The sequence below is a fragment of the Stenotrophomonas sp. 24(2023) genome (assembly GCF_030913365.1).
GTDB lineage: Bacteria > Pseudomonadota > Gammaproteobacteria > Xanthomonadales > Xanthomonadaceae > Stenotrophomonas.
This window is the reverse complement of the sequence record NZ_CP133160.1, coordinates 4,272,379-4,298,535: the sequence shown is the minus strand read 5'-3', so window position 1 is coordinate 4,298,535 and position 26,157 is coordinate 4,272,379. Positions and strand designations below refer to the sequence as shown.

22 protein-coding genes are annotated in these 26,157 nt (G+C 70.6%); 14 read left to right on the top strand and 8 right to left on the bottom strand.

The window, feature by feature from the left end; all coding sequences use genetic code 11:
• Positions 1–7 precede the first annotated feature (7 nt).
• The gene (locus tag Q9R17_RS19590) at positions 8–937 is read right to left on the bottom strand and encodes an AraC family transcriptional regulator (RefSeq protein WP_308156249.1); all 930 of its coding nucleotides are present in this window, start codon (positions 935–937) and stop codon (positions 8–10) included.
• Between the two features lie 97 nt (positions 938–1,034).
• On the opposite strand from Q9R17_RS19590, the gene Q9R17_RS19585 reads away from it, so the two are divergent.
• The 11 genes from Q9R17_RS19585 (at position 1,035) to Q9R17_RS19535 (ending at position 15,165) form a co-directional block, all read left to right on the top strand.
• Positions 1,035–2,363 (top strand): MFS transporter, encoded by a 1,329-nt coding sequence (locus Q9R17_RS19585; RefSeq protein ID WP_308156248.1) that lies wholly within the window; start codon positions 1,035–1,037, stop codon positions 2,361–2,363.
• A 25-nt stretch (positions 2,364–2,388) separates the two neighbouring features.
• Positions 2,389–3,414, top strand: coding sequence for an SDR family NAD(P)-dependent oxidoreductase (locus Q9R17_RS19580; RefSeq protein ID WP_308156247.1), 1,026 nt, complete (start codon positions 2,389–2,391; stop codon positions 3,412–3,414).
• On the top strand, positions 3,411–4,835 hold the full coding sequence (locus tag Q9R17_RS19575) for an aldehyde dehydrogenase family protein (RefSeq protein ID WP_308156246.1): 1,425 nt from the start codon (positions 3,411–3,413) through the stop codon (positions 4,833–4,835). Before Q9R17_RS19580 ends, Q9R17_RS19575 begins: the two co-directional genes overlap by 4 nt.
• 98 nt (positions 4,836–4,933) lie before the next feature.
• Positions 4,934–5,728: a MipA/OmpV family protein gene (locus Q9R17_RS19570; RefSeq protein ID WP_308156245.1), complete on the top strand. Its 795-nt coding sequence runs from the start codon at positions 4,934–4,936 to the stop codon at positions 5,726–5,728.
• Positions 5,729–5,755: 27 nt separating this feature from the next.
• Entirely contained in the window at positions 5,756–6,418 is a 663-nt protein-coding gene (locus Q9R17_RS19565) for a response regulator transcription factor (protein WP_308156244.1), read from the top strand.
• Positions 6,415–7,779, top strand: a complete 1,365-nt coding sequence (locus Q9R17_RS19560; protein WP_308156243.1) for an ATP-binding protein — start codon at positions 6,415–6,417, stop codon at positions 7,777–7,779. The genes Q9R17_RS19565 and Q9R17_RS19560 overlap by 4 nt, the downstream gene beginning before the upstream one ends.
• A 96-nt stretch (positions 7,780–7,875) precedes the next feature.
• Positions 7,876–9,036 carry an efflux RND transporter periplasmic adaptor subunit gene (locus tag Q9R17_RS19555; protein ID WP_308156242.1) on the top strand — a complete coding sequence of 387 codons (1,161 nt, stop codon included), beginning with the start codon at positions 7,876–7,878 and terminating at the stop codon, positions 9,034–9,036.
• Positions 9,033–12,080, top strand: a complete 3,048-nt coding sequence (locus Q9R17_RS19550) for an efflux RND transporter permease subunit (RefSeq protein ID WP_308156241.1) — start codon at positions 9,033–9,035, stop codon at positions 12,078–12,080. Before Q9R17_RS19555 ends, Q9R17_RS19550 begins: the two co-directional genes overlap by 4 nt.
• A gap of 124 nt (positions 12,081–12,204) precedes the next feature.
• Positions 12,205–13,224, top strand: a complete 1,020-nt coding sequence (locus Q9R17_RS19545) for an NAD-dependent epimerase/dehydratase family protein (protein WP_308156240.1) — start codon at positions 12,205–12,207, stop codon at positions 13,222–13,224.
• The gene (locus Q9R17_RS19540; protein ID WP_308156239.1) at positions 13,221–13,907 is read left to right on the top strand and encodes an NAD-dependent epimerase/dehydratase family protein; all 687 of its coding nucleotides are present in this window, start codon (positions 13,221–13,223) and stop codon (positions 13,905–13,907) included. The genes Q9R17_RS19545 and Q9R17_RS19540 overlap by 4 nt, the downstream gene beginning before the upstream one ends.
• Positions 13,900–15,165 (top strand): MBL fold metallo-hydrolase, encoded by a 1,266-nt coding sequence (locus Q9R17_RS19535; RefSeq protein ID WP_308156238.1) that lies wholly within the window; start codon positions 13,900–13,902, stop codon positions 15,163–15,165. Before Q9R17_RS19540 ends, Q9R17_RS19535 begins: the two co-directional genes overlap by 8 nt.
• Positions 15,166–15,174: 9 nt before the next feature.
• On the opposite strand, the gene Q9R17_RS19530 is transcribed toward Q9R17_RS19535, so the two are convergent.
• From Q9R17_RS19530 to dkgB, 5 genes are read right to left on the bottom strand one after another with little or no spacing between them, the layout of a single operon-like run.
• Entirely contained in the window at positions 15,175–16,173 is a 999-nt protein-coding gene (locus Q9R17_RS19530; RefSeq protein ID WP_308156237.1) for an aldo/keto reductase, read from the bottom strand.
• Between the two features lie 40 nt (positions 16,174–16,213).
• Positions 16,214–16,540 (bottom strand): adenylate cyclase, encoded by a 327-nt coding sequence (locus Q9R17_RS19525; protein ID WP_308156236.1) that lies wholly within the window; start codon positions 16,538–16,540, stop codon positions 16,214–16,216.
• On the bottom strand, positions 16,537–17,475 hold the full coding sequence (locus Q9R17_RS19520; protein ID WP_308156235.1) for a cyclase family protein: 939 nt from the start codon (positions 17,473–17,475) through the stop codon (positions 16,537–16,539). The genes Q9R17_RS19525 and Q9R17_RS19520 overlap by 4 nt, the downstream gene beginning before the upstream one ends.
• A 32-nt stretch (positions 17,476–17,507) precedes the next feature.
• Positions 17,508–18,455, bottom strand: a complete 948-nt coding sequence (locus tag Q9R17_RS19515; RefSeq protein WP_308156234.1) for a TIGR03571 family LLM class oxidoreductase — start codon at positions 18,453–18,455, stop codon at positions 17,508–17,510.
• Between the two features lie 10 nt (positions 18,456–18,465).
• Entirely contained in the window at positions 18,466–19,269 is an 804-nt protein-coding gene (dkgB, locus tag Q9R17_RS19510; RefSeq protein WP_308156233.1) for a 2,5-didehydrogluconate reductase DkgB, read from the bottom strand.
• 113 nt (positions 19,270–19,382) lie between these two features.
• On the opposite strand from dkgB, the gene Q9R17_RS19505 reads away from it, so the two are divergent.
• Positions 19,383–20,285, top strand: coding sequence for a LysR substrate-binding domain-containing protein (locus tag Q9R17_RS19505; RefSeq protein WP_308156232.1), 903 nt, complete (start codon positions 19,383–19,385; stop codon positions 20,283–20,285).
• An 81-nt stretch (positions 20,286–20,366) separates the two neighbouring features.
• On the opposite strand, the gene Q9R17_RS19500 is transcribed toward Q9R17_RS19505, so the two are convergent.
• Positions 20,367–21,785: an aldehyde dehydrogenase family protein gene (locus tag Q9R17_RS19500; protein ID WP_308156231.1), complete on the bottom strand. Its 1,419-nt coding sequence runs from the start codon at positions 21,783–21,785 to the stop codon at positions 20,367–20,369.
• Between the two features lie 115 nt (positions 21,786–21,900).
• On the opposite strand from Q9R17_RS19500, the gene Q9R17_RS19495 reads away from it, so the two are divergent.
• A complete protein-coding gene (locus Q9R17_RS19495; protein ID WP_308156230.1) occupies positions 21,901–22,836 on the top strand; it encodes a LysR family transcriptional regulator in 936 nt (311 codons plus the stop codon).
• A 114-nt stretch (positions 22,837–22,950) separates the two neighbouring features.
• Here Q9R17_RS19495 and Q9R17_RS19490 read toward each other — a convergent pair whose 3' ends face one another.
• A complete protein-coding gene (locus Q9R17_RS19490) occupies positions 22,951–23,823 on the bottom strand; it encodes an AraC family transcriptional regulator (RefSeq protein ID WP_308156229.1) in 873 nt (290 codons plus the stop codon).
• 130 nt (positions 23,824–23,953) lie between these two features.
• Here Q9R17_RS19490 and Q9R17_RS19485 point away from each other — a divergent pair, with 130 nt between their 5' ends.
• Positions 23,954–26,143: a TonB-dependent receptor gene (locus Q9R17_RS19485; RefSeq protein WP_308156228.1), complete on the top strand. Its 2,190-nt coding sequence runs from the start codon at positions 23,954–23,956 to the stop codon at positions 26,141–26,143.
• Positions 26,144–26,157 lie beyond the last annotated feature (14 nt).

Below are 26,157 nucleotides of genomic sequence, written 5' to 3'. Positions count from 1 at the left end.
TGCGCGCTCAGCCTTCGCGCAGTTGCCGCGCCGCTTCGCGGAACCCGCGCGGGGCCAGCCCGGCCGAGCGCTTGAAGGCGGTGCTGAAGGCGCTTTCGGAGCTGTAACCGAGGCGGCTGGCGAGCGCGCCGATGGTGATGTCCTCATCGCGCAGCGCGCCTTCGGCCAGGCGCATGCGCCATTCGGTGAGATAGGCCACCGGGGTGACGCCGGCGGTGGCGCGGAAATGGGCGGCGAACGCACTGCGTGACATCGCCGCCGCACGCGCCAGTTCCTGCAGGCCCCAGCCACGGCCGGGCTCGGCATGCATCAGCGCCATCGCCGGGCCGAGCCGGCGGTCGGCGATCGCGCGCAGGGTGCCGGCCGGCAGTGCCTGTGCGGACTGCAGGTGGATGCGCAGCACCGCCAGGAACATCAGCTGGATCAGATGCGAACAGGCCAGCGCGGCGCCGGCCGGGCGTTCGGTGCGTTCCTGCACCAGCTGCGCCAGCAGCCAGCGCAGCGGCTCGGCACGCGAACTGCCGGCGCGGACGTGGATCAGCGGCGGCAGCACATCGCCGAGCAGGCGGCCGGTCACCGGGTCCAGGCGCACGTGGCCACCGATCTGTTCGCAGTCCTGCCCGCTGCCCAGCAGCGCGGTCTTGTCCTCGGTGCCGGTGAACACCTCCACCGCCAGCACGGGTGGTACCGCCGGATCGCTGCACAACACGAAGCCACGCGGGGCGGTCAGCACGAACACATCGCCTTCGTACACGCGCTGCGGTTGCGCCGCGCCGTCGAGCAGCAGCCAGCAGCTGCCCTTGAGCAGGGCGAAGAACTTCAGCTTGTCCGGTGGCGGGAACCGCAGCGACCAGTCGCCACCGGCGCGGAAGCCGCCGGCGACCACCGGCTGGACGTTGGCCAGGTGCAGCAGATCGGAGAGGGGGTCAGTACGCATGCGTGGACTATGGCGCAGGTATTCCGCACTCACAAGCATTCGCAATCCAGAACGCCCCGCCTAGTCTGGAGGCATTCACCGGTTGCAGGAGTTGCCCTTGTCTATCGCGCCGTCCCCACGCCCCGCTGTTGCACCCGCGCCGGAATGGCGCGCCTGGCTGACCGTGGCCATCCTGTTGCTGCTGGCGGTGCTGGCCTCGATCGACCGCAATGCGATCGCCCTGATGGTCGACCCGATCAAGCAGAGCCTGGGCCTGAGTGATGCGCGCATGGGCCTGCTGCAGGGGCCGGCGTTCGCGGTGTTCTTCCTGATCGGCAGCATGCCGATGGGCTGGCTGGTGGACCACTTCTCGCGGCGCTGGACGATCTATGCCGGTGTCACCGTATGGTCGCTGGCCACCGTGGCCTGTGGCCTGGCTGGTTCATTCACCGAGCTGCTGGTGGCTCGCTGCGTGGTGGGCTTCGGTGAAGCGGTGCTGCAGCCGGCCGGCTGGTCGATGGTGGCGCGGCTGTTCCCGCCGCAGCGGCTGGCGCTGGCCATCGGTGTGCTGGGCGTAGGCGCGCAGATCGGCGCGGCGGCCTCCTACCTGCTGGGCGGCCTGCTGATTGCCGAGGCCGACCGCTTTGCCGGGCTGCATGTACCGCTGCTGGGCGAGCTGGCCTCATGGCAATGGGTGTTCGTCATCGCCGGCGTGCCCGGCATCGTCGCGGCGCTGCTGATCTTCCTGGCGCCCGAACCAGCACATGAACGGCCCGGGCCGGGCAGCGCGAGCGTCTCCCTGCGCGGCTTCGTGCGCGACAACCGCGCCTTCCTGGGCCACCACTTCCTCGGCTTCAGCCTGCATGCGGCCGCCGTGTTCGGTGCAGCGGCATGGCTGCCGAGCTACCTGATGCGCCAGTTCACGATGGACGTGGGTACCGTCGGGCTGGTGATGGCGCTGGCGGCGGTGCCGGTGGGCATGGCCGGTGTCATCTTCAACGGCTGGTGGGTGGACCGCCGTTACGCGGCAGGGCAGGCGGACGCGCACCTGGGCTATTTCGCCCGGGTCACCGTGGCGATGGCGGTGGTCGGTGGTCTGGGCTTCTGGCTGGGCACGGCGGCGTGGATGGCCATTGCCGTGTTCGTGGTGATCCAGTTCGTGCAGCCGTTCTCCGGCGTGTCCGGTGCGGCGCTGCAGATCATCACCCCCGAGCCGCTGCGTGGCCGCATTTCCGCCGCCTATGTGATGACCTACAACGCCGTCGGCATGGCCGTCGGCCCCAGCGCCGTGGCGCTGTTTGCCGACCATCTGGCCAGCGACGCCGGCCTCGGCCCGACCATCGCGCTGTCCTACCTGGTGTTCGGCGTGTCCGCGTCGATGCTGCTGTCGCGTGGCCGTCGCCACCAGACCGCGGCGATGGCGCGTGCCCGTGCCGCCACCGCCTGATTCTTTCCCCATGGAGTGCTGCAGCATGTCTACCCCCCAGATTCCCCTCGGCTCCGGCTTCGGCCCGGCCACGACCAGCGAGGAGGTGATGCAGGGCATCGGCCTGCACGGCCAGCGTGCGCTGGTGACCGGCGGCTATTCCGGCCTTGGCGCGGCGACGGTGCGTGCGCTGGCGGCGGCCGGTGCCCATGTGCTGGTGCCCAGCCGCGATCCGGCCCGTGCGGCGCGCGTGCTCGAGGGCGTCGGCAACATCACGATCCTGCCGATGGACCTGGCCGACCCGGCTTCCATCGCCACGTTCACCGACCGCCTGCTGGCCAGTGGCCTGCCGCTGCACCTGCTGGTCAACTCGGCCGGCATCATGGCCACCCCGCCGATGCGCGATGCGCGCGGCTACGAGGCGCAGTTCGCCACCAACCACCTGGGCCATTTCCAGCTGACCACCGCGCTGCTGCCGGCGCTGCAGCGGGCACAGGGCGCGCGGGTGGTGATGGTGTCCTCGCGCGGGCACCGGTTCTCGCCGGTGCACCTGCACGACCCGCATTTCCTGCAGCGCCCGTATGACCGCTGGCAGGCCTATGGCCAGTCGAAGACGGCCAACATCCTGTTCGCGGTGGCGCTGGACCGGCGCCAGGCGGGCGAGGGCATCCGTGCGTTTGCGGTGCACCCGGGGTCGATTGTCGGCACCGGTCTGGAAAAGCACCTGGACCCGGCCGACCTGGTGGCCGCCGGGGTGATGCAGGCCGACGGCACGCCCATCCTGGACCCTGCGCGCGGCCTGAAGACGGTCTCGCAGGGCGCCGCCACCCAGCTGTGGTGCGCGACCAGCCCGCAGCTGCAGGATCACGGCGGCGTGTACTGCGAAGACGTGGACGTTGCCGGTGCGATGCTGCCGCGCCATGAAGGTGCACCGATGGCCGAAGCGCTGGAAGCACGCGGGGTGATGGCCTATGCCGTGGACCCGGTGACGGCCGATGCGCTGTGGGGGCTGAGTGAACAGCTGCTGGCGCCGTCATCGTCGGCATCTGCCGCCCGGGAGGCCAACGCATGAAGTGCATCGACAGCCACTACATCGACGGCCGATTCGTTGCTTCGCACGGCGAGGAGCGCCTGCCCCTGCAGGATCCCAGCACCGGCGCCACCGTCGCCGAGGTGGTGCTGGGCGATGCGACCGATGTCGAGCGTGCCGTGGCCGCCGCGGTGAAGGCGTTCCCGGCGTTCTCGCGCAGCAGCCTGGACGAACGCGCCGGCTACCTGCGTGCGTTGCATGCCGCACTGCTGGCCCGCGAAGACGAACACGTGGTGGCGCGCGCGCAGGAGTACGGCGCGGTGGAACGGCACAGCCGGTTCTCGATCCAGGGTGCGGCCAAAGCCTTCCTCAACATGGCCGCGACCCTGCCACAGGTGCCGTTCGAGCGGCAGATGGGCAAGGCGTGGGTGACCAACCACGCCGTGGGCGTGGCCGCGCTGATCACGCCGTGGAACTCGGCGGTGTTCATGATCTGCAACAAGCTGGCCCCGGCGCTGGCCGCAGGGTGCACGGTGGTGATCAAGCCCAGCGAACTCAGTGCCCAGCAGACCCGGCTGCTGATGGAATGCGTGGACGCCGCCGGCCTGCCGCCGGGAGTGGTCAACCTGGTCAACGGCCGCGGCGATACCGTGGGCGAGGCGCTGGCGCGGCACCGGCAGGTGGCCAAGGTGTCCTTCACCGGCTCCACGGCGGTGGGCAAGCACATCATGCGGGTGGCGGCGGATACCCTGAAACGGCTGACGCTGGAACTGGGCGGCAAATCCGCGCATATCCTGCTGGATGACGTGGACATGGACACGGCCATTCCCTTCGCCCTGGCCACGGCATTCATGAACAACGGCCAGGCCTGCATCGCAGGCTCCCGCCTGCTGGTGCCACGCGCGCGCCTGCAGGAGGCGCAGCAGGCGCTGCTGCGGCACCTGCCGGCCTGGCGCAGCGGGCGGCCCGGAGATGCTGGTACCGCGATCGGCCCGGCGGTCAGCCAGGCCCAGCACGCGCGCGTGCAGGGATACATCCAGGCGGGGCTGGACGAGGGCGCGACCCTGCTGGCCGGTGGCCTGGGCGCGCCGCCGGGGCTGGAGGCCGGTTGGTTCACCCGGCCGACGGTGTTCGTCGATGTGCACAACGGCATGACCATCGCCCGTGAGGAGATCTTCGGGCCGGTGCTGTCGGTCATCGGCTATGCGGACGAGGAGGAGGCGATTGCCATCGCCAACGATTCGCCCTATGGCCTGCAGGGGTGGGTCGGTACGGCCGATCCGGAACGCGGCCGCGCCGTGGCGGCACGCATCGAGGCGGGCAGCCTGATGGTCAATGCGGTGTTCGACATGCTGGACGAGGCCGGTGCGCCGATCGGTGGCCTGAAGGAATCGGGCATCGGCAGGGAATTCGGGGTGGCCGGCATCGAGCAGTACCTGGAGACGCGCAGCCTGTTCGCGTGAGGTGGCGGTGCCGGGCTTAAGAGGATCCTAAAACACGGACGGGATGATCGCGGCGCCGGGCAGAGGGCCCGGTGCCACCAACCGCCGAGGAACCGATGATGGTCCGTCCCTACGCTTTTGCTTCCCTGCGGCGCCGCCGCCCGCGCCTGCTGCCCCGTCCGCTGCTGCTGGTCGTCGCCCTGCTGGCGATGCCGCTGGCCCGCGCCGAGGACACGCCGGCCCCCGCACGAGCGGTGGGGGTGGCTGTGGCCAGTCTGCAGCCGCCGTACCGCGCTGCCGACCGCCGCACGCTGCTGCTGCCGGTACTGCGCTACGACAACCGCTGGCTGGCGGTGTCCGGCCCGCAGCTGGACCTGAAGGTGCGCGATGGCGATGCGATGTACCTGCGCGCGCGGCTGCGCTACGAACCGGGACTGGGCTATGAGGCGTCCGATTCCCCGGTGCTGGCAGGCATGCGCGACCGTCGTGCCGGGCTGTGGGCCGGGCCGGTGGTCGGCGGCGCATTGGGCCGCACGCAGTGGCAGCTGGAAGCACTGGCCGATGTCGGCGGTGCCAGTGGCGGCCGCCAGGTGGTGGCTTCGCTGCGCCACCCGTACCGGCTGGGGCAGTTCCAGCTGACGCCACGGGTGGAGGCGGGGTGGGTGGATGCAGACTATGCGGATTACTACATGGGCGTGCGCCCGGAGGAAGCCGCCCCCGGACGTGCGGCCTATGCCCCGGGCAGCAGCGGTTTCTGGCGGGCCGGGCTGCGGCTGGAACGGCGGATCGGCCGCCGCCAGTCGATCGGCCTCGACCTGGCCGCGACGCGGCTGGGGGGAGCATTGCGTGACAGCCCGATCGTCGATGATCGGCTGCTGACCACGCTGTCGCTGGGGTATCTGGTGGATTTCTGACCGCGTCGGGCGGTCGAGGAGCGTGTGGTGAACCTGCTGCTGGTGGAAGACGATGCGATGCTGGCCGAGGCCATCTGTGATGGTGCGCGCCAGCTGGGGTGGCAGGTCGAGCATGCGCGCAGCGCGGAAGCGGCGCGCGCCTGCATGGAAGGGCACGCCTTTGCGGCGGTGCTGCTGGACATCGGCCTGCCCGGGGAATCCGGGCTGGCCTGGCTGCGCTGGCTGCGCCGCAGCCACGACCCGGTGCCGGTGCTGCTGATCACCGCCCGCGCGCAGCTGAGCAGCCGCATCCGTGGCCTGGATGAGGGGGCCGATGACTACCTGGTCAAGCCATTCGACCTGGACGAACTCAATGCGCGGCTGCGTGCGCTGGTCCGCCGCAGCCAGGGCAGCTTCGCGCCGGTGCTGTGCTGTGGCCCGGTCTGCCTGGACCCGCACCGCCGCCAGGTCACCCGCCATGGCGTGCCGGTGCCGCTGAGCCTGTACGAGTACCGCCTGCTGCTGGCATTGCTGCAGAACCCGGGGCGGGTGCTGGCCCGCGATACCCTGGAACGCCATGTGTACGGCAACGACCTGCGGGTGGAGAGCAACACGGTGGCGGTGTTCGTGCACCAGCTGCGGCGCAAGCTGGGCGACGGCATCGTGGTCACCCAGCATGGCCTGGGCTACCGGCTGGGGGATGTGCCATGAAGCCGTTCTCGCTGCGCGGGCGCATGCTGCGCGCGCTGGCCATCTGGGTGTTGCTGGCCTGGGTGCTGGCGGTGGGGGTGATGTATGTACTCACCAGCAGCCGCCAGGACAGCAACTGGGACAGCAAGCTGGAAGCCATGGCGCTGCGCGTGCTGCAGTCGATGCCGGCCGATGCACCGGCCTGGCCGGGCGGCGGCGGGCGGCTGCAGGCGCGCGATGGCGCGACGCCCGAGGATGGCCTGGTGGTGCAGGTGTGGCGGCGCGACGGTACCCTGCTGACCGCGTCGGCCAATGCACCGCAGGTGCCGTTGCGCGCGGGCTTCGGCGAGGGCTTTGCCAGCGTGCCGCTGCACGGCCGCGAGTTCCGCGTGTACGCGCTGTCCGACCGCAGCGGGCGCTACCAGGTGCAGGTCGGCAACGACCGCGCGCTGATCGATGCCGATTTCCAGAAGCACTCGGTCAAGGCGGTCAGCCTGGCCGCGATCGGCATGGTGCTGTCCGGCCTGATGATGTGGTGGTCGGTGCGGGTGGCGCTGCGGCCGATCACCAGCGTGCAGCAGGCCCTGTCGGCACGGGCGGCGTTCGACCTCACCCCGTTGCCGGAACAGGCGCTTCCCGCCGAGATCGCGCCGATGGTGCGCGCCTTCAATGGCGTGCTGCGGCAGCTGGATGATGCCATCCAGGCCGAACGCAATTTTCTCAGCGATGCCGCGCATGAGCTGCGCACGCCGTTGTCGGCGCTGCAGACCCAGCTGGATGTGGCGATGAATGCCGGCACCGCCGAGCAGCGCCAGCGGGCACTGGAGAAGGCCCAGCTGGGCGTGCGCCGCAGCAGCCGGCTGTGCGAGCAGCTACTGGACCTGGCACGGCTGGATGCCGGCGGCCGTGCACCCGAGCGCCATGCCTGCGCCCTGCAGGACGTGGTGCTGCATACGGTGGACGAATATGCGATGGCCGCCACGCTGGGCGGACGGCGGCTGGATGCCGATGTGGACGGGGCCTGCGTATCCGGCGACCAGGACGAGCTGTCGATCCTGCTGCGCAACCTGGTGGACAACGCGCTGCGGCATACCCCGGTCGGCACGCGGGTGCGGGTGCGCTGCGGCAACGAAGCGGTGCAGGGCACGACGCATGCCTTCCTGGAAGTGGAAGACGATGGCCCCGGCGTGCCCGATGCCCAGCATCAGCGCCTGTTCGAGCGCTTCCGGCGCCAGCCGCAGGCGCTGGATGTGCGCGGCAGTGGCATCGGCCTGGCGCTGGTGGCGCGTATCGCGGCCCAGCACGGGGCGTCGATCGATACCGGGTGCGGGCCGCAGAAGCGGGGTTTCCGGGTGCGCGTGGTGTTTCCGCAGCCGGCCTAAAGGCCGCTTAAAAAGTCGCTGCGATGCTGGCATGCAGGACGGGCGTGGGCCTGTCGCACAGCGGACGAGGTAACTCAGGTGGGTGTCGATCTTTCCGTGGCCGCAACGGCCCGTGGGCGTGTGCGCCGGCGGCGCCTGCTGCTGGTGGCCGGCGTACTGGTGGTGGCGGTGGCCCTGGTGCTCGGCGTGGCGCTGCGGCGCACGCCGGCAGGTGCGCCGCCGGCACCGCCGGCGATGACCGTGACGCTGGCCACGGCCACCCAGCAGTGGTGGCCCAGCGAAGTGCGCGCTGACGGCAGCGTGTTCGCACAGCATGAAGCGGTGGTGGCAGCAGCAGCGGCCGGCCTGTCGATCGCACGGCTGCCGGCCGATGTCGGCGACACGGTGGTGCAGGGCCAGGTGCTGGCCGAACTGGATGACCGCCCGTTGCGTGCGCGCCAGGCCGAACTGCAGGCGACACTGGAGCAGGCCGAGGCCAGCGCGCAGCAGGCCGCGCAGAATGCACAGCGTGCACTGCGCCAGCGCAGCGCGGGCGCGTTGAGCGAACAGGACATCCAGACCAGCGTGACCCACGCGCGCGTGGCGCAGGCCCAGGTCGGCGTGGCCCGGGCGCAGCTGCAGGGCAATGCGGTGGCCCTGGCCAATACGCGGGTGCGTGCCCCGGCGGCCGGCGTGCTGTCGGCACGGCTGGCCAGCCTGGGCATGGTGCCGGTGGGCGGCGAGCCGCTGTTCCGCCTGATCGTGGACAACACCCTGGAATGGCGCGCGGAAGTGCCCACCGCTCAGGCCACGCGCCTGCGGGTCGGTCAGCGTGCGGTCCTGGCACTGCCCGATGGCAGCCAGGCCGAAGGCCACGTGCGCCTGCTGGCACCGGCGCTGGACAGCAGCCGCCGCCTGCAGGTGGTGCATGTGCAGCTGGACAATGCCGGCAGCGCCCGCGCTGGCATGTATGCCAGCGGGCGCCTGCTCGGTGGGCAGGTGCAGGCGGTGTCGGTGCCCGCCGAGGCGGTGGTGATCCGTGACGGCCGGCCGCAGGTGTTCGTGGTCCAGGCTGCCGGCGATGCCGCGGGGGATACGTTGGCGGCGGTGCAGCGCCGCGTGCAGACCGGGCGCCACCGCGGCGAGCGCGTCGAGATCGTGCAGGGCCTGGCCGTGGGCGAATCGGTGGCGGTGGCCGGTGCGGGGTTCCTCGCCGATGGTGACCGGGTACGCAGCGCGGTCCTGCCGGCAGGCGTGGCCAAGGGCGGCCTGCCGTGAGCCTGGCGACCTGGTCGCTGCGCCACCCGTTCGCGGTGGTGCTGCTGTTCGTGCTGCTGGTGCTGGGCGGGCTGCGCAGCTTCCAGCAGCTGCCGGTGCAGGACTATCCGGACATCGAGCTGCCGACGGTGCAGGTGACCCTGGCCCAGCCCGGTGCCGTGCCCAGCCAGCTGGAAAGCGAGGTGGCGCGCAAGGTGGAGGACGCGCTGTCCACGCTGCCCTCGCTCAAGCACCTGCGCACCTCGATCCGTGACGGCGTGGTCTCGATCCGCGTCGAGTTCGAGCTGGGCAAATCATTGTCCGATGCGCTGATCGAAGCCAAGGATGCGGTGGACCGCACCCGCGCGGACCTGCCCAGCGACCTGCTGCCGCCGACGGTGTCGGCGGTGCACGTTTCGGTCAGCCCGGTGCTGACCTATGCGCTGTCCTCGCCGGCGATGGATGAGGCGGCACTGTCATGGTTCATCGACGATGCGCTGACCCGGCGTCTGCGCCGTATTCCCGGCGTGGAGGCGGTGGGCCGGGTGGGCGGGGTGGACCGCGAAATCGAAGTGGAGGTGGACCCGGCGCGGCTGTCGGCGCTGGGGGTCACCGTGGCCGATGTGTCGCGTGCCCTGCGCCTGAACCAGCAGCAGTCTTCCGGTGGCCGCAGCGAACTGGGCGGTGGCCAGCAGGCCGTGCGGGTGATCGCCCTGGCCGCGCGTGCAGAGGAGGTCGCCGCGCTGCCGGTGGCGCTGGCCGATGGGCGCGAACTGCGCCTGGACGAGGTGGCCCGCGTGCGTGATGGCCATGCGCTGCGCACCCGTGCGGCCACACTGGACGGCGCAGCGGTGATCGGCGTGGAGATCTTCCGTGCCCGTGACCGCGACCAGCTGGCGCTGGCGGCCGGGGTGGCCGCGGCGATGCAGCAGCTGGTGCGTGAACACCCCGGCCTGCGCGCCACCGAAGTGGTGAACCGGGTCGACTACACCCACGAGCAGTACCGCGGCTCCATGCAGATGCTGTGGGAAGGCGCGCTGCTGGCGGTGCTGGTGGTGTGGTGGTTCCTGCGCGACTGGCGGGCGACGCTGGTCGCGGCCGCCGCGCTGCCGCTGTCGATCCTGCCGACCTTCATCGGCATGCAGTGGCTGGGGTATTCGCTCAACACGCTGACCCTGCTGGCGCTGGCGGTGATCGTCGGCATCCTGGTGGACGATGCCATCGTGGAGGTGGAGAACATCCAACGGCACCGGGTGGGCGGCAAGCCGATCCGCGAGGTCACCGAGGCGGCGGTCAATGAAATCGCACTGGCCGTGCTGGCCACCACGCTGACCCTGGTGGTGGTGTTCCTGCCGACCGCGTTGATGAGCGGAACGGCCGGGCTGTTCTTCCGCCAGTTCGGCTGGACGACGGTGATCGCGGTGCTGGCCTCGCTGCTGGTGGCACGCCTGGTCACGCCGCTGCTGGCGGTAGCGCTGCTGCGCGATGCGCCGCTGCAGATGCATGGCAACGAGGAAGGGCGCTGGATGCGCGCCTACCTGCGGCTGGCCGATGCGGCGCTGCGGCGGCCGCTGCGGACGCTGCTGCTCGCGCTGGGCACGGTGGTGGGATCGCTGCTGCTGGCCACGCAGCTGCCGGCCGGCCTGGTACCGGCGGCGGACCGTGGTTACACCTCGGTGCAGCTGGAACTGCCGCCGGGCGGGAGCTTGCAGGCGACGCTGGCACGGGCCGAGCAGGCACGCCGCGCGATTGCCGGGCTGGCCGGCGTGCGCGGCGTGTACATCGCCGCCGGCGCCGCGCCGGCCGGACCGGACGGCGGCGCGCGTGCCGACCCCGGGCGCGCCAGCCTGGCCGTGCTGCTGGTGCCAGCGGCCGAACGGCCGTCGCAGCAGCAGATCGAGGCGCGCATCCGGCAGGCGTTGCAGGCCGTGCCGGGCGCACGCTTCGCCGTCGGTGCCGGTGCGCTGGGCGAACGCCTGGAGCTGATCCTGGCCAGCGACAGCCCGACGGCGCTGGCCCACGCGGCGTCTTCGGTGATGCGTGGCATGCGCGGCATCGCCGGCCTGTCCAACGTGCGCACCACCGCCGGGCCGGACCGTCCGGAAATGGTGGTGCGCCCGCGCGCAGCGGCGGCGGCCGAGCAGGGCCTGACCGCGGCGGCGCTGGGCGAGACCATCCGCATCGCCAGCAGTGGCGACTTCAGTGCCGCGCTGCCACGGCTGAGCCTGGAACAGCGCCAGCTGGATGTGCGCGTGCGCCTGCCGCGGGCGCTGCTGGCCGAGGACAGCACGCTGGGCAACCTGCAGGTGCGCGGCCGTGCGGGACTGCTGCCGCTGGCCAACGTGGCCGACATCGCGCTCGAAAGCGGCCCGGCCCAGGTGGACCGTTACGACCGCGTGCGCCAGGTCACCCTGGTGGCCGATCTCGGCGGCGTGCCGCTGGGCCGGGCATTGGCGCAGGTCCGCGCCTTGCCGGCGGTGCAGGCCTTGCCGGCGTCGGTCGGCCTGCTGCAGTCCGGCGATGCCGAATGGGCCGGCGAGCTGGCCGCTTCGTTCGGCTGGGCGATGCTGCTGGCGGTGGTCTGTGTCTACGGCGTGCTGGTGCTGCTGCTGGGCAACCTCGCGCAGCCGCTGACCATCCTGACCGCCATCCCGCTGTCGGCCTGCGGCGCGGTGGTGGCGCTGGTGGTGGCCGGGGCGCAGCTGGACATCCCCTCGATGCTGGGCGTGGTGATGCTGATGGGCATTGTCAGCAAGAACGCGATCCTGCTGGTGGAACACGCCAGTACCGCGATGCGGGCCGGCCTGGGCAGCCGCGAGGCGCTGCTCGATGCCTGCCGCACCCGCGCGCGCCCGATCCTGATGACCTCCGTGGCGATGGTGGCCGGCATGTTGCCGATCGCGGTGGGCATCGGCGCCGACGCCAGCTTCCGGCAGCCGATGGCGGTGGCGGTGATCGGCGGCCTGCTCAGTTCCACCGTGCTGAGCCTGCTGGTGGTCCCGGTCGCCTACCAGGCGATGCAGGCCGCTGCGGCCCGGCTGGCGCGGTGGCGGGGCAGGGCGTGAACGCATTCATGATCCATATGTCTACAGTGGTAGACATGCGCGGTGCGGTGGATTACGCTTTTATGTATACATGCGTAGACATTGCGCCAGACCCTTTCATTTCCAGGACCTCCGAGAGATCCCCATGACCCAGACCGTACTCGTCACCGGCGGCAATGGCTTCGTCGCCAGCTGGTGCATCGCCGACCTGCTGCGCCGCGGCTACCGCGTGCGTACCACCGTGCGCCACCCCGACCGCGCCGGCCCGCTGGTGGAAGCGCTGGCACGGCAGGGGGTGCCCACCGGCCCGCTGTCGGTGCACGCCGCCGACCTGACCCACGACGCCGGCTGGGCCGAGGCCGTGCAGGGCTGTGACTACGTGCTGCACGTGGCCTCGCCGCTGGGCATTGCCGGCAACAGCGATCCCGAGGCGCTGGCCACCGCCGCGCGCGACGGCACCCTGCGTGTGCTGCGCGCGGCGGTGGCCGCCAACGTGCGGCGGGTGGTGATGACGTCGGCGGCGACCACCGCGACCCCGCCGCTGCAATCGGCCGACAGCCTGAGCGACGAATCGGTGTGGTTCGACCCGGACGAAGCCGATGTGGATGGTTACCGGCGCTCCAAGCGCCTGGCCGAACGTGCGGCCTGGGAGTTCATGAAGACCCAGGGCGGGGGCACCGAACTGGTCACCGTCCTGCCCGGCGCGGTGTTCGGGCCGCTGCTGACCAGCCAGAGCATCGGCTCGGTGGAGGTGATCGCCAAGCTGCTGCGCGGCGAACTGCCGGCGTTGCCGCGGCTGGGCCTGGAAGTGGTGGACGTGCGCGACCTGGCCGACATCCATGTGCGTGCGATGACCACGCCGGACATCGGTGGCCAGCGCTTCCTGGCCGTGGGTGAATTCCTGTGGATGCGCGATATCGCCGCCGTGCTGCGCGCGCAGCTGGGCGTGCTGGCCGCCGACGTGCCGACCCGGGTCATGCCGGACTGGGTGTTCCGCCTGCTGGCGCGCGTGCAGCCGCAGATGCGTGCGATGGTGCCGCGGCTGGGCCGGCAGCACTGCCACAACTGGCAGAAGGCGCGCATCGAACTGGGCTGGTCGGCGCGGCCGGCGCGGCTGACCGTGCTGGATTGCGCGCGCAGCCTGCACAAGGCGGGGCTGGCATGAAGCTGCTGCTGACCGGTGCGACCGGCTTTGCCGGCGGCGAAGTGCTGCGCCAGGCGCTGCTCGACCCTGCCATCACCCGGGTGACCGTGCTGACCCGGCGCCGCCTGGCCTGGCGGCACCCGAAGCTGCACCCGGTGCTGATGGACGACTTCATGGATTACAGCCATGTCCCGCTGCACGGCCACGATGCGTGCATTTGGTGCCTGGGGGTATCGCAGGCCAGCGTCGAGCCGGATGAGTACGTCCGCATCACCCTGGACTACACGCTGGCGGCGGCGCAGGCGATGTTCGCCGCCAACCCGGCGATGCGCTTCTGTTTCGTCAGTGGCCGCAGCGCCGACCCGCACGAGCGCGGGCGCTCGCTGTTCAGCCGTATCAAGGGCCGTACCGAACGCCTGCTGCGCGAACGCTGGGGGCAGCGGGTGGTGGTGCTGCGGCCCGGCTACATCTGCCCGACCGCGCGCACCGGCCCGCGCCGCGATCTGGCCCGGCTGTTCACGCCGCTGGGCCGGTTGATGACCTGGATGGGACCGGACCTGGGCGTGGCCGGCGACACCCTGGCCGCCGTGCTGCTGCATACCGCGCGGCACGGCGCACCACAGCCCGTGCTGGGCAACCGCGAGATCCGTCATTACCCGCTGGCCACTGCCGGCACCGCACCCGGAGGCGTACCGCATGGCTGACATACTTTCCCGCACGACACCCGCTACGCCGCGCCGCGGCCGCATCCGGCGCGCGCTGCGCTGGTCGGCGCTGGGCGCGGCGTCGCTGCTGCTGGCCCTGCTGGCGCTGTTCCTGGTGACCGGCTGTGCGGCGTTCGGCGGAACGCTGGAGGGCCAGCGCCTGGTGCGCGCCCAGCAGTCACCGCAATGGAGCCAGGGGCAGTTCCAGAACCCACAGCCGCTGTGGGCCGATTCACGCGGTGCGTGGCGGCGCCTGCTGTTCGGCAGCACCCCGGACGGCCAGCGCCCGGACGCGCCGGTGCCGGTGGTGCATACCGACCCGGCACTGCTTGAGTCTGCGCCGGCCAGCGGCCTGCGGGTGACCTGGTTCGGCCATTCTTCGGCGCTGGTGGAGATCGATGGCAGCCGCGTACTGGTTGATCCGTTCTGGAGCGAACGCGCTTCGCCGGTGTCCTGGGCGGGCCCGAAGCGCTGGTTCGCACCGCCGATCGCGCTGGCCGACCTGCCACCGATCGACGTGGTGGTGGTCTCGCATGACCACGTCGATCATCTCGATTACGGCACCATCGTCGCCCTGCGCGGCGGAAACACCCGTTTCGTGGTGCCGCTGGGCATCGGCGCGCATCTTGAAATGTGGGGCATCCCGGCCGCGCGCATCACCGAACTGGACTGGTGGCAGCAGGCCCAGGTCGGCACGCTGGCGGTGGTGGCCACGCCGGCACGGCATGGCTCCGGCCGCGTGCTGGACACCAAGCACAACCACACGCTGTGGGCCGGCTTCGCGCTGATCGGGCCGCACCACCGCGCGTGGTACTCCGGCGATACCGGACTGCATGACACGCTGGACCGCATCGGTCGCGAGTACGGCCCGTTCGATGTCACCCTGGTTGAAGCCGGGCAGTACGACAGCCTGTGGCCCGACACCCATCTGGGCCCGGAACTGGCGGTGGAAGCCCACCGCCGCGTGCAGGGCCGGGTGATGATTCCGGTGCACTGGGCGCTGATCGGCCTGGCCCCGCACCCGTGGACCGAACCGGCCGAACGGGTGCTGGCCGCTGCGGCCTGCCAGGGGGTCAGCGTGCGCATTCCGCGCCCCGGCGAAAGCGTGGAGCCGACGGTGCCGGGCAGCGTGCAGCGCTGGTGGCCGCGCCAGGCCTGGCGCACCGCCGCACAGGCGCCGGTGCTGGCCACGCGCGATGGCGACCCGGCGCACCGCGTCGAGGCACCGGCGTGCATGGACGGCATGGCCGCGCGCTGAGCGGCCGGTCTACAGGCCCGGCAACGGTGCTTCGGCGGCGACCAGGTGCTGTGCGCGCAGGGCCCGCCAGAACGCGGCCGGGATCGGCGCGGTCGCCAGTGCCAGATTGTCGGCGATGCGTTCCGGGCGGCTGGCGCCGGGAATGACCGAGGCCACCGCCGGGTGGGCCAGGGCGAACTGCAGCGCCGCTGCGCGCAGGTCGACGCCGTGTTCGGCGGCCAGCGCCTGCAGGCCCTGCACGCGCGCGGCGATGTCCGGCGGCGTCGGCTGGTACTCGTAGTGCGCCCCCCCGGCCAGCACGCCGGAGTTGTACGGGCCACCCACCACGATGCCGGTACCGCGCGCGACGCTGGCCGGCATCAACCGCTGCAGGGCCGCGTCATGGTCGAGCAGGGTATAGCGGCCGGCGATCAGGAAGCCATCGGGGTCGGCCTGCTGCAGCGCCATTTCGCACGGCTCCACCCGGTTCACGCCCAGCCCCCAGGCCTTGATGACGCCTTCCTCGCGCAGGCGGGTCAGCGCCACGGCGGCGCCGTCCATCGCCTGCTGGAAGACGGTCTTCCAGGCGTCGCCATGGAAATCGCGCGCCGGGTCATGGATCCACACGACATCCAGGCGGTCGGTACGCAACCGCGCCAGGCTTTCCTCGATCGCGCGCAGGGTGCCATCGGCACTGTAGTCGTAGACGATGCGGTTGGGCAGGCCGTGTTCGAACAGCCCGCCTTTCTCGCCCAGATCACGTGCGGCGGGGTCTTCGATCTCGTCCAGCACGCGGCGGCCGACCTTGGTGCTGAGCACGTAGGCATCGCGATCGTGGTGCTGCAGGGCCTTGCCCAGGCGCAGCTCGGCCAGCCCGGCGCCGTACAGCGGGGCCGCATCGAAGTAGCGGATGCCCTGCTGCCAGGCCGCCTCGACGGTATCGAGGGCCTCCTGCTCGGGAATGTTGCGGTACATGTTGCCCAGCGGCGCGGTGCCGAAGCCGATGGGCGAGGGAAGGGAAAGGCGCATGGATGTCTCGCGAAGTGATGGCCGCGCGTGCGGCCGGTAATCAGTCGTGCGGCAGGGGCTGCAGCGTGCCCTGCATGCGGTGGAAGCTGCCGTCGCTGGCGGTGAACCACGCCAGCGAGCAGCCGTTGCCGAAATCATCGACGTGCACCACGGTGGCGCCGTCGGCTTCCTGCCAGGAAATGGCATAGACACCTTCGGCAATCGCCTGCCACTGGCAGTCGGCCGCGCCGCGTGCGCCGGCATACGGGCCGGACACGATGGCGTACTGCACGTGGCGGCCATCGGCGCTGTAGTGGTTGTCGGCGGCCAGGCCGTCATAGCTGACCCGGAAGCGGCGGCCGGCGAACAGGGGCAGGGGCGTGCTCATCGGATCGCCACCGGATTGATGTTGACCTGGGTGGAGCCGACGTACAGCGGCTGGCCCAGCACGAACAGGAATTCCCAGGCCTTGTCGCGCACCAGTGCACGGCTGTCGATCAGTTCCAGGTTGTAGATGCCGCGCTTGGCCAGCATGTACTGGTTGACCGGGAATTCGTCGGCGCCGTGCGGATTCGGGTACACCTCCGAGGCCCAGGTGTCGCCACCGAAGGCGACGATGCCCTGGTCGGCCAGCCACTGTGCCGCGGCCATGCCGATGCCCGGCTCCACGTCCAGGAACTGCGTGTTGTCCTTGCCGATCAGCTCCAGCCAGCCTGTGTTGAACAGCACCACATCGCCTTTGCGCAGGGTCAGGCCCTGCCGCTTCAGCACGGCCTGGATGTCGGCCACGCTGAATTCGGTGCCGCCGGGCACGATGGCCTTGCCGTAGTACGCGGTCATGTCCAGCACCACGCCACGGGTGACGATGGGCGGCACCTTTTCCACGCCCAGCCGGCGCACGCCGTCGACGGTGACGAAATCGGCGGCCTTGTTGCCGTTGTAGTAGACGTTGTCGATGCCGATGTGGCCGATGCCGTTGAGCTGGGTGCCGACACCGGTCCAGGCGTTGACCAGTTCGTCGTTGAAGGTGAACTTGTTCGGGCCCAGTGATTTGCCTGCCTGCTGGCCGACCTGCACGTTGTACAGGCGGAAGCTGCGGTGGCGGAAGGCGGGCAGGTGCTGGTCCACCGGCACGGCCAGCGGGTAGGTCTTGCCGGTCCTGACCAGCGACACGGCCTGCTTCACGCCCTCGGGCGTGAGCAGGTTGGCCGCACCGATCTCATCGCCTGCGCCATAGGCGGAGGGGTACCAGTCCTGCGCGGTGGCGCTCAGGGACAGCGGCAGGGTGGCCAGCGCAAGCGCGGCCAGGGTCGTGATCTTCATGGGGAGTCCTCTGGGGAAAATGGCGCCGGCGCTCAGGCCGGCTGCGGCGCAGTGGCGTGCGCGGCAAAGTGCGGCAGCACGGTCTCGGCGATTTCGTGGAAGGTCTCGGCCAATGGCCGTTCGTTGCGGCGGAACTGCAGGCCGACATGGTCCACGTCGGCCGCCTGCAGCGCCTGCAGTTCGGCCAGCAGCGCATGGCGGCCGCCGCGCAGGCCGAACCGCCAGCGCTGCAGCGGTGCATCGGCCTGCTCCACCAGATCCAGGTGGATGAAACTCGCATACGGTTTGTCACCGGCGACCGCGCGCCAGGCCGCCACGCGCGTGCGATGGTCCTGCGGCGTGCCGGGGTAGGCCAGGCAGCCATCCAGGTGCGCACCGATCCACGCCGGTTGCTGCTGCGCCAGCCCGGCCACCAGCAACGGCAGCGCCGTCGGGTTGGCCGGCAGCACGTCCAGCCCCTGCGGCAGGCGCAGGCCATCGCCACCACGCAGCAGCGCCACCTGGTCACGGAAGCGGCTGCCGCGGCTGTCGAAGTCGCGGCCGAACAGCGGGTATTCCACCGGCCGGTCACCGCTGGCCACGCCCAGCAGCAGGCGGTCATGGCTGAGCCGCTGCACGCTGCGGGCGGACTTGAGCGTCAGCAGCGGCTCGCGGATCGGCAGGACCACCGCGGCCGTGCCCAGCAGGATGTCGCGGGTGATGCCGGCCAGGTAACCCAGGTAGGCGAACACCTCGAATACCTGCGCGGCATCGCCGAAGGCCGGATCGTAGAGCGGCACATCCCGTACCCACAGCGCTCGGAAGCCGAGGCGGTCGGCCAGCCGTGCCAGGTCGGCGTGGCGCTGCAGGTCCGGTTCGCCGGGCAGGCGCTGTGCCACGCGCCGCGCCTGTTCGCCGGCCGGCGTCCAGTCGTTGTCCAGCGGTGCTTCGATGCCGATGCTGAATCCACCGGCCCGCAGTTGCGTCAGCGCGCTGCCCATGGCCGTGGCCTCAGTCCCAGGCCGGGGCCAGACCCGGCGGATCGACCTCGCGGCCGTTGCGGTCCAGCGCCGCGATGGCGGCCATGTCCTGCGCGTCCAGCACCAGTTCGCGCGCCAGCAGGTTGCTGGCCAGGTTCTCGCGCTTGGTCGAAGACGGGATGACCGCATAGCCCAGCTGCAGCGCCCAGGCCAGCGCGACCTGGGCCACGGTGGCCTGGTGCTTGGCGGCGATGGCGGCCAGCACCGGGTCCTTCAGCACCTTGCCATAGGCCAGGGTCATGTAGGAGGTGACCGTGATGCCCTGTTCGGCCAGGAACGCGGTCAGCGCGGTGTTCTGCAGGTAGGGGCTGAGCTCGATCTGGTTGGTGGCGATCCCGCCCTTGCCGACCACCTCGATGGCCTGCCGGGTCAGCGCGATGTTGAAGTTGGACACGCCGATCTGGCGGGTCAGGCCCAGCGCCTTGGCCTCGGCCAGCGCTTCCATGTACTCGCGCAGCGGCACGGCGCTGCCCGGCGCCGGCCAATGGATCAGCAGCAGGTCCACATGATCGGTGCGCAGCTTGGCCAGGCTTTCGCGCAGGCTCGGCAGCAGCGCATCGGCGGCATGGTTGTCCACCCAGATCTTGGTGGTCAGGAAGATCTCATCGCGCGGCACGCCGGATTCGGCGATGGCCTGGCCGACCTCGGCCTCGTTGCCGTAGATCTGCGCGGTATCGATGGCACGGTAACCGACGTCCAGCGCATTGCGCACCGAATCGATGACGGTCTGGCCGGTCAGGCGGAAGGTGCCGACACCGAAGGAAGGAAGGTTCATGGGAACTCCAGGCTGGGAAGGGAGCGGAGTGCTCCGACGGCGGCCAGTCTGGCGGCTTTACATTTGCGGATTAAGCCGTGTATGAAGGAAATGCTTTTGATATGGGGTAAACAATGAAAACGACCCTCGATGAGCTGAAGGCGTTCGTGGCGGTGGTCGACAGCGGCTCGATCACCACCGCGGCCGAGCACCTGGACCTGACCATCTCGGCGACCAGCCGTACCCTGGCGCGGCTGGAGGACAAGCTGCAGACCACGCTGCTGCGGCGGACCACGCGGCGGCTGGAGCTGACCGAGGAAGGCGCCGCCTTCCTGCAGTACGCACGCACCATCCTGGCCACGGTGGACGAAGCCGAGGAACAGATGGCCGCACGGCGGCTGCAGCCGGTCGGGCGGCTGCGGGTGGATGCGGCCACGCCGTTCATGCTGCACGTGATCGTGCCGTTGCTGGCCGGGTTCCGTGAGCGCTACCCGCAGGTGGAGCTGGAACTGAATTCCAACGAAGGCATCACCGACCTGATCGAGAAGCGCACCGACGTGGCGTTCCGCATCGGCGTGCTGCGCGATTCCACCCTGCATGCGCGCCCGATCGGCAGCAGCCGCATCCGCATCGTGGCCAGCCCGGCGTACCTGCAGCAGCACGGCACGCCGACGCGGGTCACGCAGCTGGGCGACCACCACCTGCTCGGGTTCACCCAGCCCAGCTCCTTGAACGAATGGCCGCTGCACGACGCCGACGGTGCGCCGTTGCACATCCAGCCGGCGATGGCCTCCTCCAGCGGTGAAACCCTGCGGCAGATGGCGCTGGCCGGCCTGGGCATCGCCTGCCTGTCCGATTTCCTCACCCGCAACGACCGCCGCGACGGGCGGCTGGTGCAGTTGTTCGCCAAGCAGAGCCTGGACATACGCCAGCCAGTCAACGCGGTGTATTACCGCAACACCGCGCTGGCGGCGCGGATCACCTGTTTTGTCGATTACGTGACGCAGACGCTGGGCCGGCGGCCGTTCGATGAGTGAGGGCTGGGCGGAGGCGGGCGGTGCAGCCGGCAGTCAACCAGCTGCCGACGCTGCCAGCGCTCCATCATCACCCACCGTCTGTCAGCCCTCCAGCACGGTCTGCGGCTCCAGGAACGCTTCCAGCCCCCACGCACCGCTTTCGCGACCGATGCCCGACTGCTTCATGCCGCCGAACGGGGCCAGCGGTTCGTGTGCCAGCGTGTTGACCAGCACGCGCCCGGACTGGATGCGGCGGGCCACGCGTCCGGCACGCTCGCGGTCGGTGCCGATCACCAGCGCACTCAGGCCGTAGGTCGTGTCATTGGCGATCGCGATGGCGTCCTCGTCGTCGCGGTAGCCGATGATGCTCAGCACCGGCCCGAAGATCTCCTCGCGCGCGATGGTCATGTCGTTGCGCACATCGGTGAACAGGGTCGGGCGCACGAACCAGCCCTGCGGCAGTCCCTGCGGGCGGCCTTCGCCACCGGCCAGCAGGCGTGCGCCTTCGGCAAGCCCGGTGTGGATGTAGCCCTGCACCCGCTGCCACTGGCGGGCGCTCACCATCGGCCCGACATCGGTCTGCGGGTCGGTCGGGTCGCCGCTGCGCACGGCCTGCACGGCGGCGGTCAGTGCCGCCTCGAACGCGGCACGGCGTGATTCGGGCACCAGGATGCGGGTGCCGGCGATGCAGGCCTGGCCGCTGTTCATGAAACCGGCCTGCACGGCCAGCAGCGCCGCCTGGGCCGGGTCGGCATCATCGAGCAGGATCGTCGGCGACTTGCCGCCCAGTTCCAGCGTGGTGCGCTTGAAGGTGTCCGCACTGGCGCGCAGGATCGCCCGGCCGGTGCCGGTGGAGCCGGTGAAGGAGATCTTGGCGATCGCCGGCGAGGCGCTCAGGGCGGCGCCCACGTCTTCGCCGAGGCCGTTGACGATGTTGGCCACGCCCGCCGGCAACTGCGCGGCATGCAGTGCCTCCATCACCACCTGGGTCTGCAGCGCGGACATTTCACTGGGCTTGACCACGGCGGTGCAGCCGGCCGCCAGCGCGGTTGCCAGCTTGCCGCAGATGAACGAAGCGTTGCTGTTCCACGGGGTGATCAACCCCGCCACGCCGACCGGCAGCAGGCGCACCCGCGCCTGGCCGACCTGGCGCTCGAACGGGAACTGGCGCAGTACGGTCATCGCGTCCTCGATCACCTGCACGGGGTGCTCGGCCATCCACTGCGAGCGTGCCGACGGCGCGCCGTACTCTTCGATGATGGCCTCGCGCAGCGCGTCCTTGCGCGCGGCCATCGCATCGCGGTAGCGGGACAGCTGTTCCAGCCGTTCGGCCACGCTGCGCGCAGCCTGGGCCGGCAGGGCCGCGTGGGCGGCGGCGATGGCCGCTGCGGCATCGGTGGCATCGCCCAGCCGTACCTGGCCGATCACCGCCTCGGTGGCCGGATTGTGCAGGTCGGCGGTACCCCGGCCGTGGGAGGCCACGAAGGCGCCGTTGATGTAGTGGTGCTCGATCTGTCGCATGGCGGAATTCCTGGAAAGGGAGAAGGCAGGTCCAGTCTGGGTGCGCTCGACCGTTCAGGGAATCCGGCTTATCGTGGATGGGGAATCCCGATTTCCGGGATGATGGGGGGTGCCGATGCACCGTTCCGGCCTGGTGGAACTGGACGCCGTGCTGGCAGTGGCCCGCCGCGGCAGTTTCCGTGCGGCGGCGCGCGAACTGGGCATGTCCACCTCGGCGCTGAGCCATGCCGTGGCCAGCCTGGAAGCCCGGCTGCAGGCGCGCCTGTTCAACCGCACCACGCGGAGTGTGGCGCTGACCGAGGCCGGTGCACGCTATGTGGCCCGGATCGGCCCAGCGGTGGCGGAGATCCGCGCGGCGGCCGAGGAGCTGCACGCCGATGACCTGCACCCGAGTGGCACGCTGCGCATCAGTGTTCCGCGCGAAAGCACGCGGATGCTGGCCGGGCTGATCGGCGAATTCGTGCAGCGCTGTCCCGACGTGCGCCTGGAACTGGATGCCGACGCCCGGCTGGTGGACATCGTGGCCGAGGGCTTCGATGCCGGCGTGCGCCTGCACGACCAGGTGCCGCAGGACATGGTCGCGCTGCCGCTGTACCGGCAGCAGCGCCTGCGGGTGGTGGCCAGCCCGGGTTACCTGGCCGCGCATGGCGTGCCATTGACCCCCGATGCACTGGCCGCGCACGGTGCGATCCGCATGCGCATGTCGCATGGCGGGCTGTACCGCTGGGAGCTGGAGCATCGCGGGCAGCTCCTGCAGGTCGACCCGCCCGCGCGGCTGGTGGTGGGCGAACTGCAGGCCGCGCGGGCCGCCGCGCTGGCCGGTGTCGGGCTGGCGTTCCTGTCCGAGTGGCATATCCAGCAGGAGCTGGATGCGGGCACCCTGGTGCCGGTACTGGATGCCTGGTGTCCGCCGTTCCCCGGGCTGTACCTGTATTTTCCGGGCCACCGCCACCTGCCGCCACCGTTGAAGGCGTTCGTCGCCCTGCTGCGCGAGCGTGATGCCGCAGGGTTGTCCCCGGATGCACCGGCGCGCGCGGGCGCCGCCGCCTGATGCCGGTACTGGACGGAGGGCGGGGCGCGCGCGGTTGATGCGCGCAACGTGCAGGGCGCGGGGGGACCTTCCGCGAAGCGCAGTCAACCCGCGGTCGGCGCGACCCCGTTGGTTTCACCCATCGCCCCCATCGGCTGAATACCTACGGTCCGCCCATGCCGACGGCACGCACCCCATCACGCGGCGGAAGGCGGCGCTGAACTTGCTGGGGTTGGCGTAGCCGCTGGCCAGCGCCACGTCGGTCACGCTGCGGCCGGCGCGCAGGGCCTGGCCGGCCCACTGCATGCGCCGCCGGGTCAGGAAGGCATACGGTGGCAGGCCGGTGGCGGCGTGCAGGGCGCGGTTGAAACGGGAAACCTCCATCTGCAGCACCGCGGCCAGCCGGGTCACCTCCAGCGCATCGTCGCGGTGCGCGTCGATGTAGTCTTCCAGCGTCCGCACCTGGCGTGGCGACAACGGCGTGGCCGCCCGTCGCGGCACCGCAGGTTGCCCGGCCAGCTGCGCAAGCCGGTGCAGCACCACCTGGGCACCGTGCTGCAGGAAGCCGGGCAGGCAGGCATCGGCCTGCGCGCTGCACCACAGCGCCTGCAGCACGGCGGTGATCACCGGATCGCGCTGCAGGCGCGCTGCCAGCGGCTGCAGCGCGGCGGCCTCCACGGTGCCTTGCAGCGGCAGCAGGCGGGTATCGATGGCCAGGCCGAGCAGGTCCACCGCCGGGCTGGCGTAGTGGCCATCATCACCGGGCAGCACCAGCGTGAACTGTCCCGGTTGCCAGTGGCCCTGCAGGGTGGCTGCCGCGCTGCGTTGCCACAGCCGCCCGCCGCCGCCCAGGGCCAGGCCCAGGCGCAGCTGGCCGGGCTGGCCCATCGTGCCTTCGCTGGCGGCAAAGGCATGGCGCAGCAGCACCACGGCGCCATCGTCGCTGGCCTGCGTGCGGGCGCTATCCGCGCCGTTTTCCTGCTGCAGCTGTGTGGCAAGGGCAGTCATGGCCTGTCCCGGAATGGAGCCGCGCGGCGGGAATGGAGTGGCGGCACGGCGGAAATGTTACAGGATAACAGTTTGTCGTCGCGCTCCCGCCGGCCGCGCGCCCGTTTCCTGTTCCTGCCGAGGTTCCCCCGTGAAAGCCCCTGTCCCGTCCGCCGCCCTGGTCGCGGCGTCGCTGCTGCTTCCTGTCCTGCCCGCCCACGCGCAGCAGGCCGATGCCACCACGCTCGATGGCGTGGTGGTCACCGGTTCCAAGCGCGATACGCCGTACCTGAAGAGTGATCTGTCGGTCACCGTGCTCGACCGCCAGGCCCTGAAGGAAGCGGGTGTCACCGCGTTCCGTGACCTGGACAAGCTGGCGCCGAACGTGAAGTTCAATGTGATGGGCCAGTTGAGCAACCTGTACATCTCCATCCGTGGCATCGAGTCCAATCCGTTCCTGGTCAACCGCGCCTCGGTCTACATCGACGGCATTCCATTCCGTGAGCTGAGCAATGCCGTGCTCAACCAGGTCGAGTCGGTGGAAGTGCTGCGCGGCCCGCAGGGCACGCTGTACGGTGCCAACAGCGAATCGGGGCTGGTGCTGGTGCGCACCCGTGGGCCGGCCGACCGGCGCGAAGGCGAGATCAACGTGCGCAGCACCTGGTTCGGCAACGGCAATGGCACCGCGCTGGATGGCTTCGTTGCCGGTCCGTTGAGTGCCGATGGCCGGCTGTCCGGCTCGGTGGCGTTCATGGGCTCGGACGAGGATGCCTACCTGAAGAACCTCACGCCGTCCGGTGCGCGCGGCACGGTGGGCGAAGGCTACCTGCAGGGCAAGCTGCGCTGGCGGCCGACCGATTACGTGAGCGTCAACGCGCTGGCCTATCACCTGCGCACCCGTGCGCCGGGCATGTTCGAGTACGAATACCTGCCGCTGGATACCGGCCTGTACAACCGCACCTATGGCGATGCCCTCAACGGCGGCCGCCGTGCGGGTGACTTCACCTACATCAACGATGCCCCCAAGCGCACCGAGAAGGACGAGACGGTGGCCGGGCTCAGCGCGCAGTGGCAGCTGCAGGCCGGCACGCTGGACGTGGCCGCCTCGCACCGCAGCGAGGAGGTGACCTCGGCCGGCTATGACTTCGACATGACCGCCAGCCCGGCGCTGGCCGGGCGCATCTATGACAAGAAGGGCGAATGGTCGGCCGAGGCGCGCTTCAGTTCGCCCAGCGACCAGGCGCTGACCTGGATGGCCGGGGTGTCCACCTACCGCATCACCAAGGACTCGATCCAGGGCACGGTGGTCGGGCCGCCGATGCGCGGGCTGGACAGCTACAACCTGGCCCCGCGGCAGACCTCCAAGGGCGAGGACTACAGCGTGTTCGCCACGGCCAGCTACACCTTCCCGGCGGTGCCGGCGCTGACCGCCAGTGTCGGCCTGCGCCACGAGCAGGCACGCCGTTCCACCGAACAGCGGGCCGGCGCGCTGGACCTGGGCGCCGGGGGCGTGGTGCGCTACCGCGATGCGGCCCTGGCGCACACGTTCTCGGCCACGCTGCCGCGCGTCTCGCTGCGCTACGACGCCAGCGATGACCTGTCCTTCTACGCGGCGTCGGCCAAGGGCTACATTCCCGGTGGCTTCAACCTGGCGGCAGCACAGAGCGATGTAATCAATGACAAGGTGCTGCGCTACGAGGCCGAGCGCATGTGGAGCCACGAACTGGGCTTCAAGATGAACCTGGCCGGCGGGCGCGGCCACATCGGCGGCGCGCTGTTCCATATCCGTTCGGACAACTGGCAGGAAATCCAGGTGGCCACCGATGCCGATGGCCGGCCGATTTCGTCGGACTACGTCGGCTCCGATGCCTCGATCCGCTCGCGCGGTGCGGAGCTGGAAGGCGTGTTCGAAGTGTTGCCCGGCTTCACGCTGATGGCCAACGTGGGCTATGTGGATGCGAAGTACACCAAGCTGTGGGTCAGCCCGCAGGAGAACCTGGACGGCAAGCGGGTCAAGCTGACCCCGCACTACACCGGCTACCTGGCCGCGCGCTACCAGTTCGCCTCGGGGATCTATGCGCGGGTGGAATCGCAGTTCACCGGCTCCAGTGCGCTGGACGAGCGCAACCGTGCGTTCCAGCCCGCAGTGGCGGTGCTGGGCATGCAGCTGGGCTACGAGAAGGGGCTGTGGAGCACGCGCGTGTTCGTGCAGAACCTTACGGACAAGCGTCGCATCAACGGCCTGATCTTCGACAACCTGGCCTTCGGCCGCGATGGCAACTACTACGGCCCGGTGGACAGCCCGCGCATCGTCGGTGCGGAGGTGGGCTACCGGTTCTGAGCCGGTAGCCGGGT

Bases quoted from the DNA above. Each gene is read 5' to 3' on its own strand.
- Q9R17_RS19520 (WP_308156235.1), bottom strand. From the start codon at position 17,475: ATGAAGATCACGACCCTGGCCGCGCTTGCGCTGGCCACCCTGCCGCTG.
- Q9R17_RS19490 (WP_308156229.1), bottom strand. From the start codon at position 23,823: ATGACTGCCCTTGCCACACAGCTGCAGCAGGAAAACGGCGCGGATAGC.
- Q9R17_RS19495 (WP_308156230.1), top strand. From the start codon at position 21,901: ATGCACCGTTCCGGCCTGGTGGAACTGGACGCCGTGCTGGCAGTGGCC.
- Q9R17_RS19575 (WP_308156246.1), top strand. From the start codon at position 3,411: ATGAAGTGCATCGACAGCCACTACATCGACGGCCGATTCGTTGCTTCG.
- Q9R17_RS19515 (WP_308156234.1), bottom strand. From the start codon at position 18,455: ATGGGCAGCGCGCTGACGCAACTGCGGGCCGGTGGATTCAGCATCGGC.
- Q9R17_RS19590 (WP_308156249.1), bottom strand. From the start codon at position 937: ATGCGTACTGACCCCCTCTCCGATCTGCTGCACCTGGCCAACGTCCAG.
- Q9R17_RS19560 (WP_308156243.1), top strand. From the start codon at position 6,415: ATGAAGCCGTTCTCGCTGCGCGGGCGCATGCTGCGCGCGCTGGCCATC.
- Q9R17_RS19570 (WP_308156245.1), top strand. From the start codon at position 4,934: ATGGTCCGTCCCTACGCTTTTGCTTCCCTGCGGCGCCGCCGCCCGCGC.
- Q9R17_RS19500 (WP_308156231.1), bottom strand. From the start codon at position 21,785: ATGCGACAGATCGAGCACCACTACATCAACGGCGCCTTCGTGGCCTCC.
- Q9R17_RS19580 (WP_308156247.1), top strand. From the start codon at position 2,389: ATGTCTACCCCCCAGATTCCCCTCGGCTCCGGCTTCGGCCCGGCCACG.
- Q9R17_RS19530 (WP_308156237.1), bottom strand. From the start codon at position 16,173: ATGCGCCTTTCCCTTCCCTCGCCCATCGGCTTCGGCACCGCGCCGCTG.
- Q9R17_RS19535 (WP_308156238.1), top strand. From the start codon at position 13,900: ATGGCTGACATACTTTCCCGCACGACACCCGCTACGCCGCGCCGCGGC.
- Q9R17_RS19540 (WP_308156239.1), top strand. From the start codon at position 13,221: ATGAAGCTGCTGCTGACCGGTGCGACCGGCTTTGCCGGCGGCGAAGTG.
- Q9R17_RS19525 (WP_308156236.1), bottom strand. From the start codon at position 16,540: ATGAGCACGCCCCTGCCCCTGTTCGCCGGCCGCCGCTTCCGGGTCAGC.
- dkgB (WP_308156233.1), bottom strand. From the start codon at position 19,269: ATGAACCTTCCTTCCTTCGGTGTCGGCACCTTCCGCCTGACCGGCCAG.
- Q9R17_RS19545 (WP_308156240.1), top strand. From the start codon at position 12,205: ATGACCCAGACCGTACTCGTCACCGGCGGCAATGGCTTCGTCGCCAGC.
- Q9R17_RS19505 (WP_308156232.1), top strand. From the start codon at position 19,383: ATGAAAACGACCCTCGATGAGCTGAAGGCGTTCGTGGCGGTGGTCGAC.